This is a genomic window from Bacteroides sp. OF03-11BH (assembly GCF_003604005.1).
GTDB lineage: Bacteria > Bacteroidota > Bacteroidia > Bacteroidales > Bacteroidaceae > Bacteroides > Bacteroides ovatus.
The window spans coordinates 1-18,690 of sequence record NZ_QTMW01000049.1 but is presented as its reverse complement, the minus strand read 5'-3'; the positions used below and the strand labels follow the sequence as shown (position 1 = coordinate 18,690).

The 18,690-nt window shown below is 40.7% G+C and carries 15 protein-coding genes; 6 read left to right on the top strand and 9 right to left on the bottom strand.

Features of this window, described 5'->3' with window-relative positions:
- Window positions 1–131: 131 nt before the first annotated feature.
- On the top strand, window positions 132–269 hold the full coding sequence (locus DXA54_RS28290; RefSeq protein WP_004301914.1) for a hypothetical protein: 138 nt from the start codon (window positions 132–134) through the stop codon (window positions 267–269).
- A gap of 93 nt (window positions 270–362) precedes the next feature.
- Window positions 363–1,541, top strand: a complete 1,179-nt coding sequence (locus DXA54_RS23455; RefSeq protein ID WP_120080832.1) for a C1 family peptidase — start codon at window positions 363–365, stop codon at window positions 1,539–1,541.
- Between the two features lie 161 nt (window positions 1,542–1,702).
- Here DXA54_RS23455 and DXA54_RS23450 read toward each other — a convergent pair whose 3' ends face one another.
- The 3 genes from DXA54_RS23450 to dinB all read right to left on the bottom strand — a co-directional run bounded on the left by DXA54_RS23450 (window position 1,703) and on the right by dinB (window position 5,882).
- On the bottom strand, window positions 1,703–2,404 hold the full coding sequence (locus DXA54_RS23450) for a DUF4627 domain-containing protein (RefSeq protein ID WP_004320741.1): 702 nt from the start codon (window positions 2,402–2,404) through the stop codon (window positions 1,703–1,705).
- Between the two features lie 59 nt (window positions 2,405–2,463).
- The gene (locus DXA54_RS23445; protein WP_120080830.1) at window positions 2,464–4,398 is read right to left on the bottom strand and encodes a heparinase II/III family protein; all 1,935 of its coding nucleotides are present in this window, start codon (window positions 4,396–4,398) and stop codon (window positions 2,464–2,466) included.
- Window positions 4,399–4,790: 392 nt separating this feature from the next.
- Window positions 4,791–5,882 carry a DNA polymerase IV gene (dinB, locus tag DXA54_RS23440; protein ID WP_120080828.1) on the bottom strand — a complete coding sequence of 364 codons (1,092 nt, stop codon included), beginning with the start codon at window positions 5,880–5,882 and terminating at the stop codon, window positions 4,791–4,793.
- Between the two features lie 215 nt (window positions 5,883–6,097).
- On the opposite strand from dinB, the gene DXA54_RS23435 reads away from it, so the two are divergent.
- On the top strand, window positions 6,098–7,516 hold the full coding sequence (locus DXA54_RS23435) for a DUF4419 domain-containing protein (RefSeq protein WP_120080826.1): 1,419 nt from the start codon (window positions 6,098–6,100) through the stop codon (window positions 7,514–7,516).
- Between the two features lie 181 nt (window positions 7,517–7,697).
- On the opposite strand, the gene DXA54_RS23430 is transcribed toward DXA54_RS23435, so the two are convergent.
- From DXA54_RS23430 to DXA54_RS23405, 6 genes are all read right to left on the bottom strand, one after another.
- Window positions 7,698–10,052: a DUF4906 domain-containing protein gene (locus DXA54_RS23430; protein WP_120080824.1), complete on the bottom strand. Its 2,355-nt coding sequence runs from the start codon at window positions 10,050–10,052 to the stop codon at window positions 7,698–7,700.
- A 15-nt stretch (window positions 10,053–10,067) separates the two neighbouring features.
- Window positions 10,068–11,078, bottom strand: coding sequence for a fimbrillin family protein (locus DXA54_RS23425; protein ID WP_008775541.1), 1,011 nt, complete (start codon window positions 11,076–11,078; stop codon window positions 10,068–10,070).
- 10 nt (window positions 11,079–11,088) lie between these two features.
- Window positions 11,089–12,060, bottom strand: coding sequence for a fimbrillin family protein (locus tag DXA54_RS23420; RefSeq protein WP_229102914.1), 972 nt, complete (start codon window positions 12,058–12,060; stop codon window positions 11,089–11,091).
- 169 nt (window positions 12,061–12,229) lie between these two features.
- Window positions 12,230–13,231, bottom strand: a complete 1,002-nt coding sequence (locus tag DXA54_RS23415; protein WP_004304693.1) for a fimbrillin family protein — start codon at window positions 13,229–13,231, stop codon at window positions 12,230–12,232.
- A gap of 50 nt (window positions 13,232–13,281) precedes the next feature.
- On the bottom strand, window positions 13,282–14,289 hold the full coding sequence (locus tag DXA54_RS23410; protein WP_120080822.1) for a DUF5119 domain-containing protein: 1,008 nt from the start codon (window positions 14,287–14,289) through the stop codon (window positions 13,282–13,284).
- Between the two features lie 14 nt (window positions 14,290–14,303).
- The gene (locus DXA54_RS23405; RefSeq protein WP_229092334.1) at window positions 14,304–14,951 is read right to left on the bottom strand and encodes a DUF3575 domain-containing protein; all 648 of its coding nucleotides are present in this window, start codon (window positions 14,949–14,951) and stop codon (window positions 14,304–14,306) included.
- 316 nt (window positions 14,952–15,267) lie between these two features.
- On the opposite strand from DXA54_RS23405, the gene DXA54_RS23400 reads away from it, so the two are divergent.
- The 3 genes from DXA54_RS23400 to DXA54_RS23390 all read left to right on the top strand — a co-directional run.
- Window positions 15,268–16,245 (top strand): helix-turn-helix domain-containing protein, encoded by a 978-nt coding sequence (locus DXA54_RS23400; RefSeq protein ID WP_120080818.1) that lies wholly within the window; start codon window positions 15,268–15,270, stop codon window positions 16,243–16,245.
- 336 nt (window positions 16,246–16,581) lie between these two features.
- On the top strand, window positions 16,582–17,874 hold the full coding sequence (locus tag DXA54_RS23395) for a site-specific integrase (protein WP_007478456.1): 1,293 nt from the start codon (window positions 16,582–16,584) through the stop codon (window positions 17,872–17,874).
- Window positions 17,875–17,876: 2 nt separating this feature from the next.
- Window positions 17,877–18,690: hypothetical protein (locus tag DXA54_RS23390; protein WP_120080816.1), on the top strand; the 814-nt coding region annotated here is incomplete at its 3' end.

Genomic DNA, 18,690 nt, shown 5'->3' with positions numbered 1-18,690 from the left:
AGAAAAAGAAGATTTTTATGTTTTACAGCATATAATTCGAAAACAATTTGTATCTTTGCAGTGTTATTAGAGAAAACAAGATGTAAAACCGCTCTTCAAAACGTGGAGGGCAAAAAAAGAGGAAACAAATTATGAAAAAGAATGCAAATGAAAAAATTATGATGTTACAGTACCGTATTAAACGTTATCAAGCAATGGGAAATGGTGCCATGTGCCAAACATTAAACGGTAAACTTCAAAAACTGCTGTCACAGCAGGTTGCCATGTAAATAAACACACTAATTATAATAAATAGAGCGAGGAACTTTCGAGTATCTTCGCTTTTTTTATACATTTGCAGAAGAAAGATAATAAAACACATTATGAAAAAGCTATTTATGTCGGTTGCGCTCCTCTTATTGGTCGTAACCTCTTTTGCACAAACACCCGGTTATGAGTTCACAACCGTTGTATCTCACCAAGCAACGCCTGTTAAAGATCAGGGTTCCACAGGAACCTGCTGGTGCTTTGCCACCGCTTCTTTCATGGAGTCGGAACTGCTCCGAATGGGAAAAGGAGAATATGATCTCTCGGAAATATTTATCGTCCGCCAAAAGTACATGAATCAGATGGAGGACAATTATCTCCGTCGTGGTAAAGGAAGTATCGGTGAAGGAAGTTTGGCACACACTTTCAAAAACGCTTATAAGAAAGCGGGAATCGTTCCGGAAGAAGTGTACACCGGATTGCCGGGCGATAACAAAGACCACAATCACGGTGCATTGTCACGCTACCTCAAAGCATTTGTAGACGCAAATATTGAATCTAAAAAGCGTACTCCGCAATTTGATGCGCTTATTAATAATCTGTTCGATATTTATCTGGGCAAGCTTCCCGAAAAATTCACTTATAAAGGAAAAGAATATACTCCTCAATCTTTCACAGAAAGTCTGGGATTGAATATGGATGATTATGTTGAACTGACCAGCTTCACTCACAAGCCTTATTATGAGACATTCTCGCCTGAAGTTCCCGACAACTGGGAAAACCAGCCAATGTATAATCTTCCGTTGGACGAACTAATCGGGGCTATCGACTATGCACTGAACAAAGGATATACCGTATGTTGGGACGGTGACGTAAGCGAACAGGGTTTCTCTTTCAAGAACGGAATCGCCATCAATCCGCAAGTGGAGGATGTGAAAGATTACTCTACAACCGACCGTGCCCGTTTTGAGAAAATGCCCAAATATCAACGAATGGACGAAGTGTTCAAGTTTGAGCATCCTTATCCGGAAATCAACGTAACACCGGAAATCCGTCAGGATGGTTACGAGAAGTTTGTGACAACTGACGACCACCTGATGCACATCACCGGCATTGTGAAAGATCAGAATGGTACTAAATATTATATCACCAAGAATTCCTGGGGAGCGGAAAGCAACAAATCCGGAGGTTATCTGAATATGTCTGAAAGCTATGTACGTGCTAAAACAATCTGTGTGATGGTACACAAAGATTCTCTGCCTAAGGAACTGAAGAAGAAACTCGGTATTCAATAAATCGCATGAAATCAGTCCCGAAGGAAGATTGACTGTTTCATACATTTATTTATTCGGAACTCTCCATTATATTCATATAACAAAAGAAATAGGGCAACGAAGTATCACTACTTCACTGCCCTATTTTTTTTGTTAACCTACTATATTAAATCCTTTGCTCTTTATTTCTTTTTCAATGTCACGTCGCTGATTTCTACAACGCCGCCTTTGTTCTGGGAAAGAATAGCCACATAACAATCTTTCAGAATAGCAGCATCATCGTCTGTATCAGACACTTCCAAGTTAGCATTTGCTTTCTTGCTGCTAATTGCATTAACCACTTGTCCCATATCATAGTAAACCACTACTTTAGTCCATTTACCGGCATCTTTAATTTTAAAATTGTACTGTGCGCCCGAAGCATTTGGTTGAGCATCTGCGTCATAGTCTCTACGCATGAAGAAAGTAGTATTGTACTTACCATTATCATTCTTTTCCTCATTGGTCTGTTTGATGTATACACTGACCGGAGTTCCTGCTTCTTTAGCTTTTGCATAGAAAGTAAGAACATAGATACCTTTGTCCAAACCATCGGTAATACGTTGTCCCAGGAAAGCTTTATACCAAGAGAGATTCTTTTCAGCACCGGAGTTATCCAATTTCATTGCATTCGGATATTTGGCATCTCCTGTTTCTTCCCAAGCAATAGTAGTTACACCGTCAGCTTCATTATTCATGATAAACCACTCTCCTGCGGTAGCTTTGTTGGCATTAGTCACTTTAGTCTTTACTTCAGTGGCGAATTTTTCGTTTTTTATCAGGTTCTGCGCACTTACGCTTACTCCTGCAAGGACCAAAAGCCCGGCAAATAATACTTTTTTCATCTTACTGTGATTTAATTGTTTATACTTTATTTTTTCTAGCTTTAAAAATCTATTTCATCCTACTTCACTTGTTGAATAACAAATCCATATTTACCAGTCACTTTCTTTTCTTCAGTCTTTAGTGTGATGCGGTAAATCTCTTTGCCCCATACGTTAGACAGGCGCGGATCATCCAGTTTGATTGTTTCCAGTTCGGCCTTAAACTGTGATGGATAGTTCATTTCCACCTTTTGTCCCTTTACTTCGATGCGGATTTTTCCGGCTGACGGGAAAGTCACATTGCCCCAAGTTAAAAAGTTCATTTGATTAGGAGCTATAGCCTCATCCAACGTATAAATATCACCAATAATGAGTTTTTTATCATCAAGAGCATAAGAGCGAACCCAGCTTTTCACTTTCGCTTCTGCCGGATAAGCAGTAGCTATATCCGTAGAGAACATCCGTTTCTTCTCATTGCAAACGGTATTGGTAGCTTTATACTCCTGCCCGAATTTCTGCGGTACTCCGTTAATCATCGGCAAGTTATGATAGTTGCTCTGCATGGTCCAGATGGTATAGCGGTCCTTGCCGAACGTCTGTTTGGTATATGTACCTACACCGGCATCAATAATCACAGGAATTGTATTTACATATAAAGAGAAGGTTCCTACATCGTTGTGGTTATGGCTTTCGTTATTAAATCCGCCTTTAGCGGCAACAAACATACCGTTCTTATTCTTCATATAACAGAATTCCGTTTCGGGATACCAGGTCACATCCGGCATATCATGTTTCGGAGTTGCTTTTGCCAGCTCATTACAGCAAAGTAGAGATTGAAGCGAACGAAAAGCATCGTTACCCATGGTAGCATACGGTTTTCTTCCTTTCAACAGGTATGCGGCAAAATGCATCATTTCATCGCTGTTTACAGCTTTACCGAAGCGATAGATTAACAAAGGATCGCCCCCGCCTTGTGCCGATGCATCAGCAAAATTCACCACCCAACCATTGCCTACGTATGAGCGGGACATATATTCTCCCATCCGGCGAATCATCGGTTCATTGAACAGAGACAGTTTACCGCCTGTGCCATCAGAGAGTATCTGCAAATAGTCATAGAGCTTTCCGGCGGCATGTCCCCAGTAAGAGGTTCCCTCCTCACAGGCACCATCGGATTTCACGAAGTTGATAAACTTATCGACTGACTGCATGGAGCGATAAACAGCTTTCGCCAACTTATCCTTATTGTTCTCCATCAGTAAGAAACATTGCAGGGCATTGGAGTTACACCAGGGATTCCAGTTATTGATGATTTCTCCCGGTTTCCAGTTAAAAGCCATCCACCACATTTCGTCGTCGTTCATATACGGATCAAGAATACGTTCTTTGATTGCTTTACGCATTTGCAAAGATACCACAGGATTGATTTTGTCGAATGGTTTGCGGAAGAAATAGTGTACCCAAGCCATTAATGCTCCGTATCCGCCTGAACCGAGGTCGATAATCTGTTCGCGGAAGTCGGGAAGTGAACGTTTACTGCTCTGGCGCGGCAAGTGTGCGGATAGAACCCATGAATTCATTTCACAGCTCATGTATGCTCCGTTCAATAGTTGGTCGATGAAACGTCCTTTTCCTTCGGCCAGTTCGGCGAGCATCAGGGTGTTGAGTGCCTGGCGGTTGGCGTCATAAGGAACTTCCATCACTTTGCGGTTACCGCTACGTTCGTATTCCAGATAGGCAGTGGCAGGTATCAGTTGCCATTTGTAGTCGAGAAGTTTTTCACCGGCTTCGATGAGACGTTGTTTGTTGGGTCCCATCAGGGAATCCCAGGCGGCACGATCGGTATAAGCAGGATAAGGCACCCAAGCCTGTTTCATTATTAACACGTTTTTCAACGTAGTCTCGTCAGCCGCTTTTTGCAGCATATTGCGTTCGGTATAAGCGTTTGCCTTGAAAGAGAAACTCCCCAAAGCTGCTACCAGAAAAACACAAAGCAAATGTTTCATTCGAGTCATGGTATTTTCATTCATTTAAGTATTGCAAAGATAGTGTATCTGAAGAAAAATGAGGTGAGTAAATCATACGAACCTGATGACAAAAAAGTACAGACGGCAAAAATAGTACTCATAATTGCTATATTTTAGGCTTTTAAGTCATAGTAAGAACGATTTAAGTCATACAGAAACCGGGGACTCATTTCGGAAAAACAGAGGTACAGTTTAAAAAAAACAGAGGCTCTGTTTGGGGAAAATAGAGGTTCTGTTTACTTCAAATAGAGGCTCTGTTTAGTGCAAATAGAGGCTCTGTTTTGACATTCTATTCTCTTCCTTTTTTCATTCGTTGATTCCCTTTTTTTCATCCCCTACTCTTTCCTCTTCATCCCTCTATTTCTTCCTCCTCTTCGCCCTCAATCCCAATCGCTAAATTCAAAGCTCAACTGTTCCCAAACACCGTGTTGTTCATCGGCTTCCTCTCTTGGATTGGAGACAGAAAGGCCGATGAGCCGGATTGGATGTTGCTCGTATTCCACGTTTTTAAGTAGTTCCTTTGCCAATGGAAGTATTCGATCTAAAGTCGTTAATTCCTGCGATTGAGTCAAACTTCGGGTTATCTGACTAAAATCATGAAACTTGATTTTCAAGGTAAGTGTATTCCCTTTGAAGTCTTTTCGCTGAAGACGCTCAATCAGCTCTACTGCAACGTGATATAATTCGATTATAACTGATGAATGGGCTGAAATATCACGTTCCAGTGTACGTTCGCAGCCGATGGATTTACGGATACGAATTGCTTCGACAGGGCGTTCGTCAATTCCCCGTGAACATTCGTAATACAGCGCGCCGGCTTTTCCGAAATGGGCTGTCAGCATTTCAAGAGAGCATTTCCGTAATTGAAGTCCATTGTGAATACCAAGTAGATGCATCTTTTTCGCAGTCACCGGCCCCACTCCCCAAAAAGATTCGATAGGAAGACGGGCGATAAAATCAAGAGCTTGTTCCGGATGAATGGTACATAAGCCATCCGGTTTGCGATAGTCTGAAGCTATTTTAGCCAGAAACTTATTATAAGAAATTCCGGCAGACGCAACAAGGTTGAGTTGTTCCCTAATCTTCTGCTTTATTTCCTTTGCTATGTCCACAGCCAGAGAAATATCTTTCTTGTTTTCAGTGACATCCAGGAAAGCCTCATCCAGAGACAGAGGTTCGATGAGATCTGTATATTCGTGGAAAATCTCATGTATCTGACGGGAAACGGATTTATAAACATCCATCCTGCCAGGTACAAAAATGAGTTGGGGACAAAGACGCTTCGCCTTTTGCGAAGCCATGGCTGAACGGACACCGTAACGCCGTGCTTCATAGCTGGCAGCAGCCACGACTCCCCGCTCTTCTGCATGACCTACCGCCAAAGGCTTGCCACGAAGTTCCGGGTTATCACGCTGTTCTACAGAGGCATAGAAGGCATCCATGTCGATATGTATAATCTTTCTCTGCGTCATTGTTTAGGATTAGCAGAGCAAACTTACTACAAATTCCCGAATAATTCCTGTTTATCGGTTCAAGAAATAATGCGCTTATGATTTTTATAGAGATAAATCAAAAAACATTCAATATCCTGTCAAATCTAGTTCTTATAATATTATATTTGCATATCGTCTATTCAAAATATAGAAGTAGTTGATAAGTTTGTGCCACCATACAACTCTTTAAGATTATGAAAAACACATTATTTTGCTTATTCATATTTTGCAGTGTTTCCACATTCGCTCAAAATGGAATCACTTTTAAGGTCGAAAAGCTTTCAAAGCCCGAAGAATTACTTAATCTACACTCCCCGAATGAAATTTATGAGAGTCTTATTTTATCGGATATGGACATAGAGCCTTATGAGATAAAAGAGAAGAATATCAAGGTTCCTTATCATATCATTGCAAAGAGCGAATCTCCCGACAGTCTCGTTTCTTTTGGCCCTAATTCTTTTTTCAACGGTATGTATCAGGCTTATGCGGATCACAGGCCATTCGTATTGTCCCCGGACATGATTTGGCTATTAATCAGCCAAGGATTTGCACGCCATATCAATGCCAATCAGGAATCTATGAGAAATGATCTTGTTGATTTCTCCGGCAAACTATCCTTAATTGTGAGAGAAGATAAAAAGCTGGAAGACCCTACTCTTTCATGGGAGGAAATCTTTCCGCAATTTACAAAACAAATATCCCAATACGCAGGCAATCATCTGACTGAACTGCTCACTTGCAATTTTTCAACGACCACCTCCTTAGAGAAAGTTGCTTCCGAAATCACAATCATGGAAGCTGTGAAACCTTACTTTGAGTTTATAATCATACGCATTGTCTGTGGAATACCTAAAATAACTCTCGAAGGAACACCGGAAGACTGGGAAAAACTACTGCACAAAGCCAGAGGCTTGAAAGAATACAAACTCGATTGGTGGATTTCAGAACTGGAACCTCTTTTGGAAGAATTTGTCAAAGCATCCAAAGGAGAAGTTAATAAGGACTTTTGGCGCAATATGTTTAAATATCATTCACAGAAAAAGTATGGAGCACCCAATATCATTGATGGATGGATCGTGAAGTTTTTCCCTTATGATAAGGAAGGAAAAAGAAATAATCTGCAACAGCTTGAAGGCAGAAATTGTCTTCCTGATGAGATAGTGAAGGTAGATGTAAAGTATCAGGAAGTATATACCGATGGCGTCAAAGAAACTCCATTAGAATTTTGGGCGGGTTTCATCGGATTAGAGCAAAACAGCAAGACTTTTGCTCTACGACCGCAAATTGGTTGGATGGTCAGGAAGAAAGATGTTAATAAGGATGGATTAAAAAGTAAATTAAGTACTGATGCTCAAAAGGATGGCTGGGGAAGCGGCATCAATATCAGAGTAAAAGAATTTCCGGCTGTACTGTTAGAACTCAAAGAAATAAAAAGGTTGGATATCCAATTTATCGACACAATTGATATACCTGATGAAATATCAAAGATTAAAATCGGATCGTTGAGTTTATATGGAAAGATAACCAAAGAGGGAATAGAACGTATCAAAAGATTATTGCCTGATACTGATATAAAAATAAACAGTTCGCGAGAAGTAATAAAACTCCATTGATAGCTCCATAATAGTAAAGAACACTCAATGTTGCAAAAGCAGCAATGAGTGTTCTTTTTATATATACTAATTATTTAGAAATGGTTGATATACCAAACGACTTCTTATATTTCGTCCAAAAGCCAACTAGCTGGTGATTCCCAATTATAGCTCCGATTATAGAAGTATATAGACGCAATAACTAGTTTGCCCTATACACACAGCGTATACGATTTATATTCGTTCTTAATTGTTTACCCGGATCATCGACAGGAGTGACCGGATTAATCTCCTCACGAGGATTTCCCCAAGTAACTGCCTCAAATATCGATGGTCTTCTGAAATTGAATTTTATCAAATAATCACTCATACCGCTTTTTACAGTATTGTATACAGAACTCTGATAATCTATCTTGGTAGCTCTGGCACTATATAAATTGTCGTTGAAAAAGTTACCATCTCCCGAGTTGAGTCCTCCAAGCCCTCTATAATGATAGGTATAGTAATCATAAGCAGGTTGAGACGACCAGTAATACTTATTCTGAAAATCTGTAAAAGTGCCATAAGCCCCCATAACGATATCTTCTATTTCGTCTATGGCGGGAAGATACCATTTTATTTCGGATACTATCCCTGCAGCATTACGCTTGTTCTTGTTATAACAATATTCAACGGCACTTCCTGCTGTTTCATTCAGCTTTAAAGGTCCGATACCTGCCGTAGCAACAATGTCACTTGTAAATGCATGTCCGGCACGCTCGTTTATTGTAACTCCATTGGTTCCCACTGTCGCTTCATCACGAGGTGTATAAAAGTCATAAAGATAAAATTGTGGATCAAGTTCTCTCAATAAACTTTTTATATTATTGGTAATAGAGTTAGATAAGATACCATCATACTTGAAAGCATCTCTCCGGCGAGAAAGTTGCATGCCATCGAGGCCCCAAAACATTCCGTCCGTCTTATTATTGAAAGGATCGTTGGGGTCGAAGTTATGGAGATACTCTTCATGAAATTCGATGTAATAAGTATGTCCATTGTAAGCCACCTCAAACAGACCTTTCTGCAAGAAAGTATAGGTAAGCACTGTCTGGTCACCCGTTGCTGTCTCAATGTAGGTGAATATGATTTTACCTATTCTATCCGACGTAGAAGTATTCTCATCAAAATAGGCCCATACCCGAAAATCGGAAGTGAAAGGCCCATAACTTTTAGGCAAGGTTGAAATCAGGTTTGTAGTGAAATAATCCCGTTTGACAACCTTACCATCAGCTATTGTTTCCCTATCCAAGCCTATCCAGCTCTGTGCCGCAGGATCTATTGCAACATTCACCGTATAACCGGGAGTTATATAAATATCCAGCGGACGAACTTCATAATGGCAATCAAGCTGTGTATCCCGCTTGACCGAAACGACTACCGGGCCGGAATTTACTGTGACGCGGGCATCAAACGAAACAGTCGATTCATCATAGCCACTGTTACTGGTCACTCCTTTGATTGTTATATTATTGTTATACTGATTATCACGCAGGATATAGAAATCATCCACAGCGTTGGCGCCGAGATACAGCTTGTAAGTGGTCTCGTGCGTGACAAGCTGATGATCGACATATATTCCGTTGATAATCATATAGGCAGCATCCGTATCTTCGTTCACAAACTTTGGTTTGAAACGCTGTTTGGACATTTCGTCGATACCTTCCAGATAATTCACGGTGTTCAACTTATTGCGCTTGTGCTCCAACATATAAAAGGTATAGGACAGGGATTGGGAGACTCCCACCGGATTGGAACCGGAGTATAATCCCGAAGGGCTGGAAGGTATCTTATCACCATGCGAAGGTGCGGTTTCATCGGTAGCATCGGGCGCACCGAGAGTTGCATAGCGCGGAGCGTTCACGACCTCCCAGCTAATCATCCGAAAGCTCTGGTCGTTTCCGGACAAATGTTCCTCCGGACGTATTTGCAAATTCACAACGACTTTAGCATAGATGCTCACCATGAATATATCCTGAATATTATTACTTGTGGAAGGACGCTCCAAACTCAAGTCGACCTTTTCCTGTGTTTGTCCAATCATAACCAATCCCTTAAATGAAGGATCGGCATCCGGATGAATCGTTGTCGCTTCGACTTCGAAATTATAGAGTTCCGTAAGACTCCGTATACCGGCAAGATCTCCATTATTCAAATTACCCACCAAAAAAATATCACACTGTAGAAGCGCCTGTTGATCGTGATTGACAAAAGACGGACTATGTGTATCTATCAAGAAATCAGGCACACCACTGGCTATAAATTGCGGAACATCTACCAACTGCCCGTTGGCATCAAAGATGAGCATATATAAGGTAGAGAGTTTAGTCTCGAACTCATTCTTTCCCGAACGAGTCGAAACTTCCACTTCAGAGAATCCTTTGGGATACCCGTTTATACGTATATACCGGCTTTCGGCCTGTCTCTTCTGTTCCACAATATCGCTACTGCATCCAAACAGTACACCAACCGATAAAACGAGTATCAACAAGCGTGTATAGCTAATTATTCTTATCATTAAATCAAACCTTCCTTAATCAAATTCTATTTCACTATTATTATCATTCCACTCATTATTTCGAATGATTCTGAGATGAATGGCATCTCCTACGAAATAGAGCGTGAATGTATACCTATATCCTGCGCGATACTCCGTGTCGGGGTCGTTGAATTCAACCACTTTCGTAGTCGTTTGTCCGCCCTGAGTGACATCGAAAGAAATAGTCCCCTGCAAACCTCGCTGCGGAATCAGCATTAAGAACCGATCGGCATCCGTGATATTTATCGCCCCCGTTGCCGATGTATTGGATACATTCACGCTGCTTGCCATCAGGTAAGACGCATTGGTGATGGTTCCGCCAGTATCCGGTTCGCTTTTATCCATCTTTATCCTATATGTGCTGTATAAAGGGGATGTAAACCGACATATCACATTATCCAACCGGATGGCCTCATCACGATAATTATTCACTGCGATATTGATGCAGAAAAGTATATGCGAAAATTGCATCCTGACCTGACCGGTATTCAATGCCGTACAGTCGAATGTTGACGCAACCATGACATCCTGATGTTGCGTCGGGTCATTGGCCGACAGACGATACTCGATGTAAGGTGTCGATTCGTGATTTGCATCGGAAACAGTTACACCGAGGGTATTATACGGATAATAACCGAAAAATGTGTAGTATTTGTTATCCAGCCATGACTGGATAGGGGCATACGTACAGACTCCCGAATCACTACAGTCAATCCTCACATTATTCCAATCAGTGTCTGGCTTTGCATTATATCCTGCTGCAGCCCATAGGTTATCCAGTATATAAGCCTTCACACCAAAGCTCTCGCCACGCAATTGAGTGACAGGCAGAGCACGCGTAGCCGTCCCCAAACAGAAAGTGATGGAACGTTCGGGAATAATCTCTATTTCTTCATCCGGATTATCAGGGATTATATTACTGCCGTTACACGCCGCCAACAATATGGCAATCATGAAGTTACCGGATAATAACCATATATATTTTAAAATAATAGATTCTTTCATACTCCATAGTTTAATTTACAATGATGGTGCCACCTCCTGATGGACTGTCAATCCACGGTTCAACGATAGGTTCACCTATTTCAATATAATTTTCGGGTTTAAGTGTCAATACATAGGTTATTTGTTGACCGGGTTGCCAGTCTGCTCCCGGCAGAGTTATATTATCCTTATCATACGAATAGGTCAGGTCATTGTGCCGACGTGTATAACTCAAATATACTGTGATGCCGGAAATCTGTTGAGGTACCATCAAAGCACCATCCTCCCAGGCAATAATTCCTTCGTATGAAACTTCCTGTGGGTTTGTAAATCCTGTACTGTATCCAAAGGTATTTGTCGGGGCGGATGATGTGTCCCAAATGATCCGGTTGCCGTTATGGGTACAATTACCGGATGATTTCAGGTTATACATACGCAATACGTTTAAGTGAAGCGCATCAGTCAGGGAAGATTCTTTCTTTATTCTAAAATTAATTCTTGTCAGCGCCGGGTCGAATGTAAATACCACTGGGGACATATCCAAGCCACCTGCTCTTACCTCCCGGTCAACCGGATGCGAAAGCAAGAGAGATTCCTGATTGTCAACATTCTGACTTACCATGAAACCTGTTATCATCGGAAATCCTTCCGGATTGAATGAGAAATTCCGGGAGGAATTATAAGGAGCATAAGCTCCGAACTTGTGATCGGCTTGTGTATTCCAATATTTCAATGGGGAATAAACCCAGAGGGTACTCTCGTTATTATACTCTATCTTCTGATTATTGAAAACAACCGAAGTATTGCCGGCATCTGTTGCAGTTCCGTAAAGAGCAAAGGTACTCGATATAGTATTTAGGGATGCACGTGTCCGGGCACCGTCAAAAGAAATGGAAGCTTTTCCGGCAGGAGTGTCGGGAAGCTCCATAAAGCGGTCATCACTTCCACTATTGCAGGCGGTCAATAATGATATTAAACCTATAATGAAAGCTGTTTTTTTCATTATACTATCCATTCTTCTTTTCTATTGTTCAAATAATACATCTTAATCAGTATATAACGGAGTATCTGTCATTCTGGGCGTGGCCGAAGATTCTCATTTCCGTGTATTCATGCCAGAGAAGGAACCGCCCGGAAAGCACAGAATGACAGGGATTAATATTCTCTCATCATTAATTGATAGAAGGAACTTCTACATCCGGGATTGTTGTTGTCCAATCTTCTACTGTAGGATCACCGAATTCTATCGCATTGGCACTGATAATGAAATTATACGTTATTTTCTGGTTCTGTCCCCACGCAGCCGGATTGTATGTTCTGTCCGAAGCGTCATAACTAAGGTCGAGCGTCCTTGTAAACGGCTGTTCAGCTCCTGATTCACCAAGATTGTAAGTGACATCCACTTTCACACTGTTCGTATTCTGCGGAATGAACAGCATATCGTTAAACGTTACTGTTGTAGCAACATCAAGTACATTGTCACTTGCCAGGTTCTCCAGATTTGAATCGCTTGCTCCTACAAAATCAGTATCGGATATAGCCCATTCAGGTACCTGCGACTGAACAAAAGTACCTTTTTTACTCATCCCGTAAATCTTCACTGTCTTCAATGTAACCTTGGTTTCAGCAATGCCAACATCTTTCTTAAAGGAAAGATTGATATTCGACAGTAAATGATTAAAGTTAAAAGTAACCTGATTGACAGGAGCATTGGCCAATCGTGTCACTTTGTCTGCAAGCATCAAGTCTACGTGATTGGCAACTAAAGGTTCTACGGTGAAATCTGTAACGGTGATGTTTTTATTATCATCGATAGTCACTCCACTGGCTTTATAAGGATAATAAGCATAGAACTCATAGGACGAACGCGTATCCCAGTATTTCAAAGGCGAATATTCCCATGCACTTGTAGTTCCATTATACTTCACTTCCTGATTCAGGAATACATCAGTATCCACGGTCTCAAAAGTAGAATACCCCCAGACTCCGAATGCTTTCCCATCAGTCTTGAGCGTGCTGCCCGTTTCAGCTGCACGTGTGTTCTTGTTGGCAAAAACAGAAAAGTCCAGCACTTTCTGCTCTGGCATTGCCACATCTTCGATATTGGTGCATGCGGTAAACGTCAATGCAACAACTGCTGTTAAAACAGCAAACAAATTGGTTTTTCTCATCATTCTTTCTTTTTTAAATGGATTCAATAATTAAATTAATTACTTATTTATATTTATGAGATGGGAATATCCACATCTACATTTTCTTCCCAATCGTTCACATCCCCGTCGAATCCGGAGCCGCCGGGTCTTTCTCCTTCTTCAGGAGTGACTACAATGCCATTGACAACAATGACTCCTCCCTGGGGTTGTCTGCTAACTTGATCAGTGACATCAAACTCCACCATTTTAACTTTACCACTCATCAGTTTCAATTCCAGCACAAGTTTATGCGTGGCGGCCGTCTCCGATCGCCCGAAAGAACGAGCAATGGTTTCGACGCCGTAATCACAGGTATAGCAATCGAGCAACAGGGTGACTACTTTGTCGTTGTCGGTATGCCCATCTTTCAAAGAAACTTTCCCTGCCATCCCCGATAAGTAGGCACGGGCTTCGGAAACATACTCCCGGCCTGAAATGAATTCATATCTGATCAGGTAGGTCCACGTTCTAGGAGCCAGTTCGACCTTCATCCTCGCATAAGTTGTCTCTTCATCTTCATTTTTCACTAATTCCTGTTCGGACAGAAATGCGGCAAACAGCATATCCGGGACATTAGCGGTCAACTCATCGGGATACTTGTTCGAATAGGATGCCGAACGCGTTCGGGTACGGGTAGTTGCAACCGCTTCGTTTACCGCATGCATATTCTCAAAGATGATCCCTTCCGTATCATTATTGTATAATAGCATATCATAACGTCCGCTATTGATTGCCACACGACCGCCATGATGCTCGAAATTGTGACTTGAAATGGGAGTCTTATCGCCGTAGTCGAAAACATGGAGCCTGACACCTTCCGGTACCCGAGGCAGCATCCTATCCCAATCTACCGTCCACTCGGCAGGCCATTTCTCATTCCAGTTTTCATCACATGGCAAGTGCCAATCCAAGGAATAAGTGATCTCCAGATGCAAGTCTACCTCCTTGAAATGCTCGTAATATAAATCCTTTCTACAACTTATAAAAACAGTCAAAACAAGTATATAAAACCAATATTCATATCGTCTAGTCTTATTCATTATAAAAGATTAGTTCACCTTTTCTGATACAGAATATTCCATATCAGAGTGATACCCGCTTTTGTCACTCCCCAATAATGCGTCTTATGCCTCGATTGGTATACGTAGCGGTTATCTACAGGCAAATATTTATCATAATTCGTGAATATATATCCTCCACCAATAGTGAATTCCAATGACATCTTCCCATTCAAGTTAAGACTGTATCCGTAGGTGAGACTCGTTCCTATGAACTCACCATAATATCCCGTTTTCTTATTTTCAAGATCATAGATACCACCATGGATATTGGCTCCCAGAAAATGTTTCCTTCCGGCAGCCTTGCTGTTCAGCCAATATCGGCCTTCCACGAGGTATTGCCTGATCTGATAATACTGGTGTTTGGATTTCCTTTTCCACCAAGGCATAGTAAAGGTACCCGATATAGACCAATGACTGTCCGGGAAATAATACTCGGCAGTTACATTTGGTGCAAGTGCCGCCCAATATAGTAGATTAGTACCAATAGTAAGATATGCAGGCATATTGTTTATTGTTTTCGTTTCTTGTCCGACATTTTCCGAATAAGCTACCCTAACAGCAAGAACAAAAAGCATCATTACACATAGAAACTTCTTTACTTTAAAAATCTCTAATTTATATCGCCATTTGGCTATATTCATAATTCTCCCTCTAATATTTAATTTCTGGAGCTTCATATAATTAGTCTAAAATGTCCGTATTACAAAGAAAACAGTTACATTCGAACTGTATGATAGTATTTGAGACGTTTAATCTACTTTGTTTACGGAAACATAAAACATACACTAATAAATGACACAATAACTGGGATTATAATAAACAAGCGAAAAGAACCTATTTCACTTTTTGAAAAAACGGGAAATTATTGTTCAAATTATCGAACTAAACATTATTGCTGTCGTTTTATATTTAGATGCTTAATTTTCATATTTACAATATTTAATAATACATTGACTCATGACTATGAATTTAAATAAAATTGTTTTGACAAAGATTCTGGATATCATGCCGGAAAATTTAAAACCGGTCACTTTGCTTATGGAAGTCTTAGACATTGGCAAAGAATCCGCTTACAGGAGACTGAGAGGTGAAAAGCCATTCTCTATGGAAGAGATTTATAAACTATCTCTGGTGTTAAACTTTTCACTGGATGAGATTATCAGTAATGATAAAAGCGATGCCGCCGCATTCAATCATATAGGTACAATCAGACAAAACCCAAGCAAGAATCTTCTAGAGTTTTTTCGCTACTATGAAAGCTACCTGCAACGCTTGATTGACTCGGAGAATTCCGAAATCACCTGCACACTAAATCATTTTCTGCACACCATGTTTATAAACTATGAACATTTATTCAAATTTATCTATTACCGATGGATGCATCAAATGACAGATGTACCACTGAACTATCTATATTCGGAGGTAGTCATTCCCAAAGAGATTAAAGAAAGCTGTGAAAGAATGAGCTTCTTGAATACTAAAATAAGAAAGCTGTCTCTCATAGTCGATAATAATCTGTTTCTTAATCTGATAAAGGAAATGCAATATTTCTATGTGAGAGGACTGTTGAACGAGATAGAATTGGATACGCTCAAGGTAGAGCTGCACAAATATTTGGATGATATAGAAACAACTATAAATAAAGGTATTAATACCACCGGAACTCAAATTGAAATTTATCTATCAGTGTTATACATCAACAGCACCACTACTTATGCGACATGGGATGACAGTAGTGAATCTGCTTTCTGGCATCACTATGGTTACCCGATATATACAAAGAATAAGGAAATCACAGCCAGACACAAATTGTGGATAGATTCTCAGAAGAAGTATTGCACCGTCATATCGCAGTCCAATGAACTCCTTCAGGCTGAATTCCTGAATAAGCAACGAAAGTATATAGACAATATAGCAGTAAATATCCTGCTCTGACAGTTCCTTTCAGAGCGCAATGTCATGCAATAAATATGCTTGTTGACCTAAGAAAGTATTCCACGACTTATCATATAAAGCATTTTTCTTTCATTCAATCATTTACAAACAAAAAATCCTGTAGTTCAATTGATTACAGGATTTTTCTTTTCATTATAATGTTGTGGAGCTGGAGGGAGTCTCTCGAACCTTTTTATAAAATATCATAATCTATCAAACATCAGATTATTAAATAGTTATATTTAGCTATCATCTATCTAAATATCTCTTAATATCATTGCATATCTCAATTATTGGGTGTACTTTTGGGTGTAACTTTTCAAATACACCCAGTTTATGAACATCAAGAGAAATATCATCTTCGCACTGGAAAACCGTAAAAAAGATGGCATTCCTATCACTCAAAATGTACCCATCCGTATGCGTGTCGTTTTTGCAAGCCAACGGATTGAGTTTACAACAGGCTATCGGATTGATATGGAGAAATGGGATGCAGACAAGCAACGGGTAAGAAACGGCTGTACCAATAAGCTGAAACAAAGCGCATCAGAAATCAACACCGAACTACTGCGTCAATACACCGAGATACAGAATGTGTTCAAGGAGTTCGAAGTACAAGACATAATGCCCACCCCTGCACAAATCAAAGAGGCTTTCAATCTAAAAATGAAAGGAGAAAAGGAAGAGAGCCATCATGAGAAAGAGGAAGTGAAATTAGACTTCATGAAAATCTTTGATGAGTTTGTTGCCGAATGCAGCAAACAAAATGACTGGTCATCCTCTACTCTAAAGAAGTTTGCAACAGTAAAAAAGCACATCGCAACTTTTGATCCGAACACGACATTTGAGAGCTGGACGGAAAGACACTTCAATGAGTATATAGATTACTTACGCAGTGATAAAGATATGCGCAACACTTCCATAGCCAAGCAAATCAAGTTCTTGAAATGGTTTTTACGTTGGACTAACCGAAAAGGGTATCATCAAAACACCGCTTATGACAAATTCATGCCCAAAATGAAAAGTGCACCGAAAAAAGTAATATTCCTTACCCGGAATGAATTGGACAAAATCAGAGCCTGCCAGATACCTGCTGCCAAACAATACCTTGAAAGAGTAAGGGATGTTTTATTATTTTGTTGCTTCACAGGTCTTCGGCATTCTGATGTGTATAACTTGAAACGCAGCGACGTGAAAGAGGAACACATAGAAATTACCACCATCAAAACGGCTGACAGCCTTATTATTGAGCTGAATGACCACAGCAAAGCTATTCTTGAAAAATATAAAGATATTCCTTTCCAAAACAATAAAGCATTGCCAGTGGTAAGTAATCAGAAGATGAACGAGTATTTGAAAGAGTTAGGAGAACTGGCAGAAATAGACGAACCTGTACGGGAAACCTACTACAAGGGAAATGAACGAATAGACGAAGTCACACCTAAATATGCCTTGTTGAGCACCCATACTGGCAGACGCACATTTATTTGTAATGCTTTGGCTCTGGGCATTCCGGTGCAAGTGGTCATGAAATGGACAGGGCATAGCGACTACAAAGCCATGAAACCTTACATTGACATAGCAGACGACATCAAAATTCAGGCAATGAACAAATTTAATCTCCTATAAACATGAATACGATAACAACCCTCATACCCCAATACGGAGAGCTGAACAGAATCAGCAAAGACTGGATTGTAAGCCATACTTTCTCTTTTGAAAAGCAGAAATTCATCGTTGATTTCTACTCGGAATGGAGCGATATAAAGGCTTTTGAGCAAGCTATCCTTGAACTGGTGCTGCATACACCGCCAGAACCATGTACCCTGCTGCTGAAAAGTCTGAAAAAGGAAGTCAGAGAATACACACGGCTTTATGAAGCTTACAGCCTTCCCCATGATGAAGTGATTATGCGTGTATGCAACCAATACGCAGACAGCTACAAGGAAGCCATCAAGGAAGAGATGGAAGTGGTAAACAGGCTACGCAAACCGATGAACGAAGCCAACAACCGCTATGATACCATTGGCTACCGAGAGCATACACCCGAAGAAGAAAAGCTGGCGGAAAGAGAATATGAGCGTTGCAAGGCTGAATATGAAAGGGAGAAAGCCCAGCTGGACCATCTTTATGAGCAGCAAACCCTTCTCTGGAAAGAAGCCCGGCAATACATGAAAAACCGTTGCGACGACATCTACCTGCTTAGCTTACACTTCATGGGCATCCTGACCAAATATGTACCGGACGAAGAAAACCAACCGAACGAAGCAGACAGGCAGAGCCGTACAGACAGCCAGCCAGAAACAGAAACGGCAACCGCATCGGCTACAGCTACGACTGCCGGATTGCCTGAATATTTCAGCATGAAACTGATTTCCCTCATTCATGAAATTTGTGTAGGGGAACAGTTTGAAGACATTACCGCACCGGATTTCTATGCCTGCA

Excerpts from the sequence above, each read along its gene's own strand:
- DXA54_RS23405 (WP_229092334.1), bottom strand. The coding sequence starts at position 14,951 with ATGAATATAGCCAAATGGCGATATAAATTAGAGATTTTTAAAGTAAAG.
- DXA54_RS23400 (WP_120080818.1), top strand. The coding sequence starts at position 15,268 with ATGACTATGAATTTAAATAAAATTGTTTTGACAAAGATTCTGGATATC.
- DXA54_RS23430 (WP_120080824.1), bottom strand. The coding sequence starts at position 10,052 with ATGATAAGAATAATTAGCTATACACGCTTGTTGATACTCGTTTTATCG.
- DXA54_RS23395 (WP_007478456.1), top strand. The coding sequence starts at position 16,582 with ATGAACATCAAGAGAAATATCATCTTCGCACTGGAAAACCGTAAAAAA.
- DXA54_RS23425 (WP_008775541.1), bottom strand. The coding sequence starts at position 11,078 with ATGAAAGAATCTATTATTTTAAAATATATATGGTTATTATCCGGTAAC.
- DXA54_RS28290 (WP_004301914.1), top strand. The coding sequence starts at position 132 with ATGAAAAAGAATGCAAATGAAAAAATTATGATGTTACAGTACCGTATT.
- DXA54_RS23435 (WP_120080826.1), top strand. The coding sequence starts at position 6,098 with ATGAAAAACACATTATTTTGCTTATTCATATTTTGCAGTGTTTCCACA.
- DXA54_RS23420 (WP_229102914.1), bottom strand. The coding sequence starts at position 12,060 with ATGAAAAAAACAGCTTTCATTATAGGTTTAATATCATTATTGACCGCC.
- DXA54_RS23455 (WP_120080832.1), top strand. The coding sequence starts at position 363 with ATGAAAAAGCTATTTATGTCGGTTGCGCTCCTCTTATTGGTCGTAACC.
- DXA54_RS23450 (WP_004320741.1), bottom strand. The coding sequence starts at position 2,404 with ATGAAAAAAGTATTATTTGCCGGGCTTTTGGTCCTTGCAGGAGTAAGC.
- DXA54_RS23445 (WP_120080830.1), bottom strand. The coding sequence starts at position 4,398 with ATGACTCGAATGAAACATTTGCTTTGTGTTTTTCTGGTAGCAGCTTTG.
- DXA54_RS23410 (WP_120080822.1), bottom strand. The coding sequence starts at position 14,289 with ATGAATAAGACTAGACGATATGAATATTGGTTTTATATACTTGTTTTG.
- dinB (WP_120080828.1), bottom strand. The coding sequence starts at position 5,882 with ATGACGCAGAGAAAGATTATACATATCGACATGGATGCCTTCTATGCC.
- DXA54_RS23415 (WP_004304693.1), bottom strand. The coding sequence starts at position 13,231 with ATGATGAGAAAAACCAATTTGTTTGCTGTTTTAACAGCAGTTGTTGCA.